General features: G+C 69.8%; 11 protein-coding genes. 3 read left to right on the top strand and 8 right to left on the bottom strand.

From position 1 onward, the window contains the following. Positions 1-39: 39 nt before the first annotated feature. A complete protein-coding gene (gene pssA / locus ACJ8AT_RS02845; protein WP_407735979.1) occupies positions 40-888 on the bottom strand; it encodes a CDP-diacylglycerol--serine O-phosphatidyltransferase in 849 nt (282 codons plus the stop codon). A 90-nt stretch (positions 889-978) separates the two neighbouring features. On the opposite strand from pssA, the gene ACJ8AT_RS02850 reads away from it, so the two are divergent. Then, positions 979-2,118 carry an alpha/beta fold hydrolase gene (locus ACJ8AT_RS02850; protein WP_407735980.1) on the top strand — a complete coding sequence of 380 codons (1,140 nt, stop codon included), beginning with the start codon at positions 979-981 and terminating at the stop codon, positions 2,116-2,118. A 15-nt stretch (positions 2,119-2,133) separates the two neighbouring features. Here ACJ8AT_RS02850 and ACJ8AT_RS02855 read toward each other — a convergent pair whose 3' ends face one another. Both ACJ8AT_RS02855 and ACJ8AT_RS02860 read right to left on the bottom strand, forming a co-directional pair. Further along, entirely contained in the window at positions 2,134-3,354 is a 1,221-nt protein-coding gene (locus tag ACJ8AT_RS02855) for a cytochrome P450 (RefSeq protein ID WP_407735981.1), read from the bottom strand. Positions 3,355-3,395: 41 nt separating this feature from the next. Beyond that, the gene (locus ACJ8AT_RS02860; protein WP_407735982.1) at positions 3,396-4,829 is read right to left on the bottom strand and encodes a DUF1565 domain-containing protein; all 1,434 of its coding nucleotides are present in this window, start codon (positions 4,827-4,829) and stop codon (positions 3,396-3,398) included. A gap of 316 nt (positions 4,830-5,145) precedes the next feature. On the opposite strand from ACJ8AT_RS02860, the gene ACJ8AT_RS02865 reads away from it, so the two are divergent. Continuing rightward, positions 5,146-5,415 (top strand): HU family DNA-binding protein, encoded by a 270-nt coding sequence (locus ACJ8AT_RS02865; protein ID WP_407735983.1) that lies wholly within the window; start codon positions 5,146-5,148, stop codon positions 5,413-5,415. A 57-nt stretch (positions 5,416-5,472) separates the two neighbouring features. Here ACJ8AT_RS02865 and ACJ8AT_RS02870 read toward each other — a convergent pair whose 3' ends face one another. Further along, the gene (locus ACJ8AT_RS02870; RefSeq protein WP_407735984.1) at positions 5,473-6,516 is read right to left on the bottom strand and encodes a M23 family metallopeptidase; all 1,044 of its coding nucleotides are present in this window, start codon (positions 6,514-6,516) and stop codon (positions 5,473-5,475) included. Between the two features lie 32 nt (positions 6,517-6,548). Beyond that, entirely contained in the window at positions 6,549-7,574 is a 1,026-nt protein-coding gene (ltaE, locus tag ACJ8AT_RS02875) for a low-specificity L-threonine aldolase (protein WP_407735985.1), read from the bottom strand. Positions 7,575-7,625: 51 nt separating this feature from the next. Here ltaE and nth point away from each other — a divergent pair, with 51 nt between their 5' ends. Then, positions 7,626-8,339: an endonuclease III gene (gene nth, locus ACJ8AT_RS02880; RefSeq protein WP_407735986.1), complete on the top strand. Its 714-nt coding sequence runs from the start codon at positions 7,626-7,628 to the stop codon at positions 8,337-8,339. Here the strand turns inward: nth and def are convergent. From def to ACJ8AT_RS02895, 3 genes are all read right to left on the bottom strand, one after another. Further along, positions 8,302-8,826 carry a peptide deformylase gene (gene def / locus ACJ8AT_RS02885; protein WP_407735987.1) on the bottom strand — a complete coding sequence of 175 codons (525 nt, stop codon included), beginning with the start codon at positions 8,824-8,826 and terminating at the stop codon, positions 8,302-8,304. The genes nth and def overlap by 38 nt on opposite strands. A gap of 57 nt (positions 8,827-8,883) precedes the next feature. Next, positions 8,884-9,330 carry an inorganic diphosphatase gene (locus tag ACJ8AT_RS02890; RefSeq protein WP_407735988.1) on the bottom strand — a complete coding sequence of 149 codons (447 nt, stop codon included), beginning with the start codon at positions 9,328-9,330 and terminating at the stop codon, positions 8,884-8,886. Positions 9,331-9,337: 7 nt separating this feature from the next. Beyond that, the coding region (locus ACJ8AT_RS02895; RefSeq protein ID WP_407735989.1) for a DnaJ domain-containing protein at positions 9,338-11,111 on the bottom strand (1,774 nt) is incomplete at its 5' end.

The raw sequence follows: 11,111 nt of genomic DNA on the forward strand, positions 1-11,111 counted from the left end.
TCAGCCTCTTCCATGAGGACCGTGCCTCCTCCCAGCAGCTCAGAGCAGCGGCTCGCTCTCGGACTCAGCCTCCTCGTCGTCCTCGTCCTCCTCCACGTCGTCCTCGAGCACGGCCGCGACGGCCACCCCAGCGCCCACCTTGCGCGCCACGAGCCGCTTGCGCACCAGGAACGCGGACTCGATGAGCCCCATGGCCAGGTACGCCGAGGAGTACGCCACCAGCACGTACGCCGGGCGGAGCTGGATGCCGATGGCCAGGCCACTGGCCACCACGAGCATGAAGATGAGCGCGGACTTCCTCGACAGCCGCAGATCCTTGAAGGTGCGGTAGCGCACCGTGGACACCATCAGCAGCGCCAGCAGCCCCACCACCGCCGCGATGGGCCAGGTGACCGCGGCGCTCGGCCGAGCCCCGCTGATGGCGTGGTGGGTGATGATCATCGACACCAGCACGCCCGCGGCCAGCGGGATGGGCAGCCCCACGAAGAAGTTCCCGCCGCCGCCGTGGGGGTTGCGCGTGGCCAGCACGTTGAAGCGCGCCAGCCGCATCGCGCCGCACGCCGCGAAAGCAAAAGAGATGAACAGGCCCAGGAAGCCCAGGGGCGCCAGCGCCCACTTGTAGACCAGGAGGGCGGGCGCGGCGCCGAAGGACACCACGTCCGCCAGGCTGTCGAGCTGCATACCGAAGTCGCTCTGCGTCTTCGTCAGCCGGGCCACGCGGCCGTCGAACCCGTCGAAGAACATGGCGAAGAGGATGGCCAGCGCCGCCTGATAGAACTGGACAGGCGTCGCCTCACCGGCGCACAGCGTGATGGCGTAGAAGCCGCAGAAGATCGAGGTGACCGTGAAGAGGTTGGGCAGCACGAACATCAGTTTCCGCAGCTTCATCGAGTGCCTCTCTCTCCGAATGCCCGTTCGCGCTTGCACGGCGGGTTGAACGGACCATAGCAAGGTTTTATTGCGTCCACGGAGGGTGGGATGGATCCAGGAAAGTGGGTGCTCTGGGGGCTGCTGCTCGTCCTGGCCGGGCTCCTGGGCAATGTCGTCTGGGTCCTGAGCGTCCGCCGTCTCTACCGTCCCCGTACAGCCCCACCGCAACTGCTGAGGGCACGCTGCCAGGATGGGTGGGAGATTGCCATTCATGCCCGGCGGGCTCCGAAGCGGCGCTTCGAGGAGCCTGTCCTGCTGTGTCACGGTTTGGCCGCCAACCGTTTCACCTTCGACTTCGCGCCGCCGTACTCCGTGGCCCACTATCTGGCCGACGCTGGCTTCGACTGCTTCAGCGTCGAGTGGCGGGGCACCGGGCACTCGCGCCAGCCGCCTCCGGGCCGCAGGTCCACGGACTTCACCATTGATGATCACATCCTCCAGGACGCTCCCGCGTTGCTGGAGCTGGCGCTGAAGGAGACGGGGGCGAAGCGGGCGTTCTGGCTGGGGCACTCGATGGGCGGGCTGGTGGGCTATGCCGTGGCGCAGGGGCCGCAGGCACCTCGGCTCGCGGGGCTGCTGGTGCTGGGCTCGCCCGTCTTCTTCAAGTCCGAGCCGCTGATGCGCTCGCTGCTGAGCCTGGGAGTGCGCGCCGCGTGGCCCGGCAGCTTCCGGCAGGAGTGGATGAGCGCCACCCTGGCCCCCTTCCTGGGCTACGTGAACCTGCCGCTGTCGGAGCTGCTCGTGAACCCCGAGCACATCCCTCCCCCCATCCAGCGGCAGGTGTTCGCCAACATGATGTCCTCGATGAGCCGCAAGGTGCTGCTCCAGTTCCAGGACTGGATCGAGCACGACGCGTTCCGCTCCTACGACGGCCAGGTGGACTGGCGCGCGGGCCTGTCCCGGCTCACCCTGCCCGTGCTGGTGATGGGCGGCAGCAGCGATCGGCTCGCCACCGCGGAGAACGTCCGCAAGCAGTACGAGCTGCTCGCCTCCTCCTCTGACCGGACGCTCCACGTCTTCGGCCGCGACCGCGGAGACAAGATGGACTACGGCCATGGAGACCTCATGTTCGGCACGGGCGCGCCGCTGGAGGTCTACCCGCTCATTGGCAAGTGGCTCAAGGACCGTGCGACGCCGCTACCCAAACGCGAGGAGCAGCCCGCGCCTTCTCCCACGCTGTCGGCCTGAGCGCGCGCCCGGGGTTCACCAGCGCACGGGCAGCGAGTGGAAGCCTCGGAACACGAGGCTGTTGGCCTTGAGGCTCGCGGGCTTCTCCTCGTCCAGGTGCAGCGTGGGCAGGCGCTGGAAGAGCAGCTCGAAGGCAGTCTCCAGCTCCAGCCGGGCCAGCCGGTTGCCCAGGCAGATGTGCGAGCCGAAGGCGAAGGAGATGTGCTTGTTGGACTGCCGGGTGATGTCGAAGCGGTCCGGCTCCGGGAAGGCGGCCGGATCGCGGTTGGCGGCGGCCATGCCCAGGAACACGAGCTGCCCGCGCTGGATGGTGCGCCCGCGCAGCTCGAAGTCCTCGGTGGCGACGCGGTGGATGAAGGGCGCGGCGGGGCAGTAGCGGAGGATCTCCTCCACCGCGGACTTGGTGAGCGACGGATCCTCCTTCAGCTTGCGCAGCTGCTCGGGGTGCGTCAGCAGCGCGTGCACCCCGTTGGTGAGCTGATCCGTCGTGGTGACGAGCCCGGCCGTGAGGACGAGGATGGCGTTGGAGACGAGCTCTCCCTCGTCCAGCCGTCCTTCCTCCTGGGCGTTGATCATGACGCTGAGCATGTCGCGGCCCGGCTTGTCCCGGCGCTCCTGGATCGCGGCGCGCAGGTAGTTCATCAGGTTCACCACCGCGGTGTTGGCCTTGACCGCGAGCTCCTGCGCATCGCCTCCCGTGGTGGAGGCGAAGAGGCGGACGTTGTCGCCGCACCAGCGAATCAGGTCCTGCTGATCCTTCGCCGGGATGGCGAAGAACTCCATGATGACCCGCGAGGGCAGCAGCTCCGAGAACTCCGCCACCAGCTCCATCCGCCCCCGAGGCTGGACCTCCTCCAGCAGCGTCTCGGTGATCCTGCGGACATCCTGCTTCCAGCCAGCCACGGCCTGGGAGGTCAGCCCCGGGTTGGCGTTGCGGCGCAGGCGCGAGTGCTCGGCGCCGTCCTTCATGAGCATCTGCCGCTCGGCGACGTAGAGCTGGTCCTTGACCTTCTCCATCCCCATGCCGCGCAGCTGGTGCGAGTAAAAGAGCTGGGTCCGGTCCGCGCTCAGCCGCGCATCCCGGAAGCAGGCGGTCACGTCGTCATACCGGGTGATGAACCAGGACTGCATCAGCTCCGACCAGTGGACCGGATCCGACTCCTGCAGCTGCCGATAGACAGGGTTCGGGTGGAGCAGGTTCTCGGGACTGACGAGGTTGATTCCGGACTTCGTCATGAGAGTCGTCATCGCCGCTGCCTTTCCTGGAAGTCACATCCTCACGGGCCCTGCTCGACGCAGGAGGCCTCGAGGCCTCGGCGGTCCTCTGTCCTCAAGCGCTGCAGGTGGACCCGCGTCTGCCCCTCGCACTCGGCCCAGACAAGCCCGTCCGCGAGCCCGCTCGCGGTGAGCACGTCCACCCATACATCCCCATCCCGGAGCACCGCCAGCGCCGCTCCCTTCGTGTCGCGCACCTCGAGCCCCACGGCCTTCACCCTCGCGAGGCTCTCCACCGACAGCCCCGCCTGCTGGCAGCCTACCAGTGTCACGTCACGCAGCGTCACCTCCGCCCCCTGCGCCGCCAGCAGGCCCGCGCCCGCCGCCTGGCGCACCTCCACCCCCTCAATGTCCGCCGTGACTCCGCGCAGGTGCAGGCCGTCGCCCGTGAAGCCCTCCTTCGAGCGCAGCCGGGTGATGCTCCCGTGGCTGGCGCGCAGCAATCCCTGGGTGGCCACCACGCCATAGGCGTCCACGTTGTCCACCCGGAAGTCCCTCAGCTCCAGGTCCGAGTCCACCAGTTGCAGCGCCCCGAAGCTCCCGCTCTCGCGAACCTGAACGTCCACGAGCCGCCCCGTGGAGCGGGTCAACCCCAGCCCCGCGCGCTCGGCCCCCACCGAGGTGAATCCGCGCACCTCCAGCTTCGCGCCATAGCTGGCCAGCCCGTACTCGTGGCCAAGGACCTGCACCTCGTCGAGCTCGAGCACCCCGTCCCGCGACAGCAGCCCCGGCCCCCGCCCCTCCTCCACCACCACCCGGCGCAGCCGCACCCGCCCGCCCTCCTGGTCCAGCGCGATCACCGCTCCCTCGAACCGCACCCCTTCCAGCACCGCCTCGGCGCCCCCCTGCACCTGCACCCCCCGCCGCCAGGGTCCCGAGAAGGTGCTCTCCTTCACGTCCGCGGTGGCCTGCCTCTCCAAGGAGAGCCCCACCGTCTCCGACACGCTCGCCTCGAGCTGGATTCGCTTCGCCAGCAATCGGCCGCCGACCATGTGGATGGCCCCCGCACGCTCCCCGCTGAAGGCGACGTCCTCGAGCGTCAGCGCGCCCTCCGTCTCCACGCCCCAGCCTCCTCCCTGGATCGTCAGCCGCTCCAGCGCGGCCCCCGCCTCCATCCGCAGCACAGACTCCAGGCCCTCCACGTACAGCACCGTGCTCTCCCCCGCCCCCACCAGGCGAGTGTTCGCGGGCAGCAAGAAGGGCCCCGCGTACAGCCCCGGCGCGACGTGCACGGTGGGTGCGGGACGCACCGCCAACCCCTCCGCCAGGGTCCGGAAGGGGCGCTCCCGCGAGCCATCCCCGGACTCCGGCCGGCTCCGGTCCACCCACACCTCGGGCCCGCGGGGGGCCGGCACCGACGGGACGGCAGCAGCCTGGGAGGGCGCCCGGCAGGCGGCGATCAGCAGCAGGGCGAAGAGGACGGAGCGCGGGCTCATGCGGCCTCCCACTCTAGCCCCACCCAGACCGTGCCGCTGGATCAGACGAGCCGCGTAAATGATCGAAATGACAAAGAAAACCCAGCCGGTCCGATCACAATCCCTCTCAATGCATCTCATGAATCGCGGGCGACCGTGTATCGAATTTCCCGATCATTCCTCTCTACGCCCGTTGTCTCAGTCGTCAAAAAAACCGATCACGCGCCCATTTTCAGAGGAGGAATCAAGGTCTATCATTGACAGGGAAAAGAGCGATTTGTTACCAACCGCAGCCAGGTTGCGGTTTCAAGCCAGACAACCCTAGACGGAGGGGCGAATGACCAAGGCAGAGCTTGTGGAGGTGGTGGCTGCGCAGTCCCGGCTGACCAAGAAGTCGGCCGCGGAGCTCATCGACATCGTCTTCAGCAACATCGGCAAGGCGGTGAAAAAGGACGCGCGGTTCAGCTACCCCGGCTTCGGGACCTGGTCGGTGCGCTCGCGCAAGGCGCGCAAGATCCGCAACCCGCAGACCAACGAGATGATGAAGCTGAAGGCCTCGAAGACCATCGGCTTCCGCCCTGCCAAGGAGCTGAAGAACTCGCTGTAGCCCTGGAGCCTGCCACCGCGAGCGCCCGCGCACGCCGGCGCGCTCCGAGGCTTCACCTCAGGGGCGTCGTCCCACCACGGGGCGGCGCCCTTGCCGTTTGGCGGGCGGCTGCGTGTCCCCGGCGGACACCGAGCCGATGTCCACCGAGCCGTCGTTGTGGTCCAGCTCGTCCAGCGGATCCCTCGCCCGGCCGTCCTTCCACACCTCGAAGTGCAGGTGCACCCCGGTGGCCATGCCGGTGTCCCCGGCCAGCCCCACCAGGTCTCCCCGCTCGAGGATCTGCCCCGGCTCCACCAGCACGCGCGACAGGTGGCTGTAGCGCGTGGTGACGCGCGGGGCGTGTTGGATCTCCACCTGGTAGCCGTAACCCCCGTTCCACCCGGCGTTGAGCACCACGCCCGGAGCCGCCGCGTACACGCCCTGGCCTCGCTTCGCGGCGAGATCCACCCCCATGTGCTCCTTCAGCTCTCCCAGGATGGGGTGCTCCCGCTCGCCGAAGCCGCTCGTCACGGACACGGGGGAGATGGGCCAGGTGAAGCGCGGTATCACGTTCACCGTCTGCACCATCAGGCGGCGCACCTCCGCCATGCGGACCTCGAGCTTGGTGACTCGCGTCATCACCGACTCGGCGAGCGCCTCGGGGATGTCTCCGTATGAGCGGGCATCCTCTTCGAGCTCGGACTCCAGCGTGGCGCGGGCGCGGACGATGTCCAGCGAGGAGGTCTTCTCCGCGGGGCGCCGCAGGAAGGCATCCAGCGAGCCCGTCACCTTCGCCCAGTTCCCCTCCTGCTCGGTGGGCATGGGGCTGCCGCGCTTCACCTGCCTGCGGGACTCGCGGGCCTGGTTGATGAACGCGGCGAGCGCGGCCTGCAGCTCCGGAGAGGTGCGCGCCGTGGGCAGCTCCTTCCCGGGGGCCTTCAGCTCTCGCGCCTTGGTGCGGACACGGACCACCGGGACGGGAGCGGGCTCGGAGGAAGGCGCGGAAGCCGGAGGCTGCGCCATGGGCCCGAACGCATCCTCATAGCTGATCTTGTCTTCCCCGCGCGTCGTGGCACACGCGGAGAGCACGGCGAGCAGCGAGAGGGCGGCGAGACGGGACAAGGCCCCTGGAGCCTACCACGCTCGCTCGGAGATCAAGATTCGAGGGCCCGGCGGATCCGGGTGAGCGCCTCGTCGATGTCGGAGGCCGAGACGTCCAGGTGGCACACCAGCCGCGCGGTGTGCGTCCCCGTGGCGTTGAGGAGCACCCCCAGCGAGGCCAGCCGCGAGACCATTTCACTGGCCGGGCGGGAGAACTCCACGAGGAGGATGTTGGTCTCCACCCGAGCGGGCTCCACCTTCACCCCGCTCATCTCGGCGAGCCCCGCCGCCAGCCGGCGCGCGTGGGCGTGGTCCTCGGCCAGCCGGTCCACATGGTGCTCCAGCGCGTGGAGCGCCGCGGCGGCGAGGATGCCCGCCTGCCGCATGCCGCCCCCGAGCCGCTTGCGCAGCCGCCGCGCCTCACGGATCAGCGCCTTGGAGCCCGCCAGCGCCGAGCCCACCGGCGCGCCCAGCCCCTTGGAGAAGCAGACCGAGGTGGTGTCCGTCAGCTTCGCCCAGGCGGAGGCCGGGGTGCCCGTGGCCGCCTGGGCGTTGAACAGGCGCGCTCCATCCAGGTGCACCGCGAGCCCCGCCTTGCGCGCCACCTCCACCACGGCCTGGAAGCGCTCCAGCGGCCACACCGTGCCGCCGCCGCGGTTGTGGGTGTTCTCCAGCGACAGCAGCTTGGAGCGCGGCGCGTGGATGTTCTCTGCGCGCACCGCCTCGGCCACCTGCGCGGGTGTCAGCAGCCCGCGATCTCCGGACAAGAACTGCGGCTGGACGCCCCAGAGGGCCGCCAGGGCGCCGCCCTCGTACTGGACGATGTGGCTGCCCGTCTCGGTGATGACTTCGTCGGCCGGGCGGCAGTGCAGGCCCATGGCGATCTGGTTGGCCTGCGTGCCCGAGGCCACGAAGACAGCGGCCTCCAGCCCCAGCCGCTCGGCCACCCGCTCCTCGAGCCGGTTCACCGTGGGGTCCTCCCCATAGACGTCGTCACCCACCTCGGCGTCGGCCATGGCGCGGCGCATGGCGGGAGTGGGCTTCGTCACGGTGTCGGAGCGGAAGTCGATGGGCTTCATGAATTTTTCCTACCTACTGGGTGGGTTCCCTCTTCTGCGACGAGGGCGGTTATGTCATACAACCGAGGCGTGGGACGCGAGACTATCGAGGCGAAGCGGCGACGGGCGATCGAAGTGCTGGGCCGGCTGGAGACCGAGATGCCGGAGGTGCGGATCGAGCTCGATTATCGCACCCCGCTGGAGCTGCTGGTGGCCGTCATCCTCTCCGCGCAGTGTACGGACAAGCGGGTGAACATGGTGACGCCGGCCCTCTTCCAGCGCTTCCCGGATGCCCAGGCCTATGCCTCGGTGAAACCCGAGGCCGTGGAGCCCTTCATCCAGACATGCGGCCTGTACCGCGCCAAGGCGAAGAACATCGTGGCGGCGGCGAAGGCGCTGGTGGCCCATCATTCGGGGGTGGTGCCCGCCTCCCGGGAGGCGCTGGAGCAGCTTCCGGGCGTGGGGCGCAAGACGGCGGGGGTGGTGTGCATCCACCTGGGAGGGGACGCGGCTTTTCCGGTGGATACGCACGTGAAGCGGCTGGCGGGCCGGCTAGACTTCTCCCGGCAGAGCCACCCGGACAAGATTGAGAAGGATCTGCAGGCCCTGCTGCCCCCAGAGCGGTGGTTCAACGGCCACCAGCTCCTGGTGTGGCACGGGAGAAGGACGTGCTTTGCCCGCGCTCCCGCCTGCGAGCGCTGTGTCGTGGCGGACCTGTGTCCCAAGCGCGGCGTGCGCGTGAAGCGGGCTACGACGCCGACGGACGCTCGTCGCGCTCGGACTTGAGGCGCTTCATCCGCTTGCGGATCAGCTCGCGCTTGAGCGTGGACACGTGGTCCACGAAGACGGTGCCGTTCAGGTGGTCCGTCTCGTGCTGCACCGCGACGGCCAGCAGCCCGTCACACTTGAGCGTCTGCTCCTGGCCCTCCACGTCCAGGAACTTCACGGTGACGAGGGCGGCGCGGTTCACGTCCTCGGCCTCGCCGGGGATGGAGAGACAACCCTCGGTGTAGGTCAGCTCGCCCTCCAGGGCGATGAGCTCCGGGTTGATCATCGCCAGGGGCTTGGACTCGGGCTGGCGCGGCGTGGTGTCCAGGACGATGACGCGCTGCAGGATGCCGACCTGCGGTGCCGCGAGGCCCACGCCGTCCGCGGCATACATCGTCTCGAACATGTCCTTCACCAGGGTGCGGATGGAGTCATCCACCTTGGCGACGGGCTTCGCCTTCTGCTTCAGGATGGGATCGGGCCAGATGAGGATCTCACGAACCATGGGGGTTCCTCTTAACCCTCCTGGAGCGAGCGGGCAACCGGGGCTGAGGCCCAGGCGTTAGCCGTTCCGCAGCCCCTCGTCCGGGCCGACGAGCCACCCTCGAAAGCGGGTGTCCGGTAGCTGACCGCGCGCCCGGTGGAGCACTCGCTTGAAGCGAGCGTAGACGCGGAAGAAGCGCTCCACTCCCACCCGCTCCCGCTCCCCGAGCGGCCGGGCGCTGCAGATGACCTTGGGGTCTCCCCGGCCCGCGTCGATGAAGTCCACCACTCCCACCACGGGCACGCGCAGGCGCTCGCCCAGGCGCAGGCGCGGGCCGAGCACCACCACATCCAGCGGATCCCCGTCGTCCGACTGGAACCCCGGGATGGAGCCGTAGTTGTAGGGGCACGGCACCGGCGAGATGAAGTCGATGCTCCCGTCCGCCCGCCGCTTCACGAAGGACCAGCGAGGAGTCTCGATGAGAACCTCGGGCTCTCGTGGCAACCCTGGGAACGGGGAGGACACGGAGGGCCTAGTCCAGCAGGTTGCGGGCGTACTCCGCCCGGAGCTTGTCGTCGGCGAGCGCCCGCGCTGCCTCGGCCAGCACGTCGCGGATCTGCTGGGCGCGGTACTGGAGCGAGGCGTCCGGGTGGCCCGCGAACCGCAGCGGGTGGAACTCCGTGGAGAGCCGCTCGAAGGCGCGCTTCACCTCCTCGCCTCCCGCCGTGCGCGTCAGGCCCAGCACCGTGAAGTAGTCCGCCTCCTGGATCTCCTCGAACTTGGCCTCGAGCCGGCGCACGTCCAGCTCGGGCGGCAGCTCGCCGGCGGGCTCGGCCGCGGGACGCAGCGACACCAGCCCCAGCGCCCGCGCCACGGCGAACGTCTTGAGCACCGTCTCCTGCGGCAGCCCGGCCCCGAGCAACAGCTCCTCCAGCGTCCGCTCTCCGTCCACCCGGGCCAGCAGCTGGAGCTCTCGCGCGGAGAGGCCAAACTCGCCCGGCTCCAGCCCCGCGTCTCCTCGCGCCACCACGGCTCGCAGGCCGCCGGCCTGTGTCACGAAGGCCTCCACGGACAGGGAGTTGCGCAGCGCCTCGGCCAGCAGGTGCAGGGGCGGGCGCGTGGCGGCCGCGAGCGCTATCTCGTGCGGAGGCAGCTCGTCGGAGACGCGGTAGAGCGAGGAGGGCTCGGCGATGGCGTCGAGGAAGATCTGCTCGGTGTAGCGCTGCACGAGCGGCACGGCCTCGGCCTCGCGCAGGTAGCCCCGGCTCCGGAGCGCTTCCAGGAGCGCGCCCGTGGAGGTGGTGCGCACCAGGCGCAGCTCGTGCTCCTGGCGCGCGTTGATCAATCCATCCCGGCGCGCGCGATCGACCAGGGTCTCGCCCGGAGCCGACGAGAGCGCCCCCACGAGGCTCCCTCTTCGCAGCCAGAGGATCCTTAGGGAGTCGCTGGCCTTGAGCTCCAGCCGCACCTCGGCGTGTCCTTCGCACAGGGTCAGCAAGAGGTTCGCCAGTCCCTCCTGCGTCACGCTGCCGCCCCGAGGGACCACCACCTGGGCCTGCCCCGGCGCCTGGATCTTGAGCACGGCGGACTGCATGCGGGCGGCCAGCTGCTCAGCTTCCGACCGGGCCTTCGCGACGGCCTCGGCCTCTCGGCGCGCGGTCTCCTCGGCCTCGCGGCGTGTGCGCTCGGCGACGGCGAGGCGCTCGGCGGCCTCGGCCTCCGTGCGAGTCTTCTCCGCCTTCAGACGCGCCAGCTCCTGAGACAGCCGTGCGAGTTGCTCCTGGAGCTGCCGCTCGCGCTCGCGGAGCTGTTCCGTCTCGTGGCGCGCGGCTTCCTCGAGCTGCCTCGCCTGAGCCTTCCAGTGGGCGAGCTCCTCGGAGGCTCGGGAGGCCTCGGCCTCGGCATCCGCGGTGAGGCGCTCCAGCTCTTCGTGGTTCCTGGCCTCGACAGAGGCTCGCGTCTGGAGCTCGGCCTGGAGTCGAGCCTCCGCGGCAAGGCGCTTCTCCCGCTCCTGCTTCGCGCGGGCCTCGAACTCGCCCCGGGCTTTGACGGCGGCCGCGAGGTTGGCCTGGAGCTGCCCGCGGGCCTGGGCCTCGGCGCCCGCCCGCTCCTCCGCGCCGGCCTTCGAGTGCGTAAGCGCCTGGAGTCTCTCCTCCGCCTCGGCCTGGGCTCGCGCTGCTTCCTCCGCGCGCTGCTCCGCGGCGATTCGGGCTTGATGCTCTTCTTCGGCACGCGTCTCCGCGGCGCTCCGGGCCTGCTGCGCTTCTTCCACGCGCGCCTCGAGCTCCAGCCCACGCCGCGCCTCC

Origin of the sequence: Hyalangium sp. (genome assembly GCF_045802625.1) — a bacterium.
In the GTDB taxonomy this organism is placed as follows: domain Bacteria; phylum Myxococcota; class Myxococcia; order Myxococcales; family Myxococcaceae; genus Hyalangium.

What these genes read in the sequence shown, in the direction of transcription:
- ACJ8AT_RS02850 (WP_407735980.1), top strand. Translation starts at nt 979, where the DNA reads ATGGATCCAGGAAAGTGGGTGCTCTGGGGGCTGCTGCTCGTCCTGGCC.
- nth (WP_407735986.1), top strand. Translation starts at nt 7,626, where the DNA reads ATGTCATACAACCGAGGCGTGGGACGCGAGACTATCGAGGCGAAGCGG.
- ACJ8AT_RS02860 (WP_407735982.1), bottom strand. Translation starts at nt 4,829, where the DNA reads ATGAGCCCGCGCTCCGTCCTCTTCGCCCTGCTGCTGATCGCCGCCTGC.
- ACJ8AT_RS02855 (WP_407735981.1), bottom strand. Translation starts at nt 3,354, where the DNA reads ATGACGAAGTCCGGAATCAACCTCGTCAGTCCCGAGAACCTGCTCCAC.
- ACJ8AT_RS02865 (WP_407735983.1), top strand. Translation starts at nt 5,146, where the DNA reads ATGACCAAGGCAGAGCTTGTGGAGGTGGTGGCTGCGCAGTCCCGGCTG.
- pssA (WP_407735979.1), bottom strand. Translation starts at nt 888, where the DNA reads ATGAAGCTGCGGAAACTGATGTTCGTGCTGCCCAACCTCTTCACGGTC.
- def (WP_407735987.1), bottom strand. Translation starts at nt 8,826, where the DNA reads ATGGTTCGTGAGATCCTCATCTGGCCCGATCCCATCCTGAAGCAGAAG.
- ltaE (WP_407735985.1), bottom strand. Translation starts at nt 7,574, where the DNA reads ATGAAGCCCATCGACTTCCGCTCCGACACCGTGACGAAGCCCACTCCC.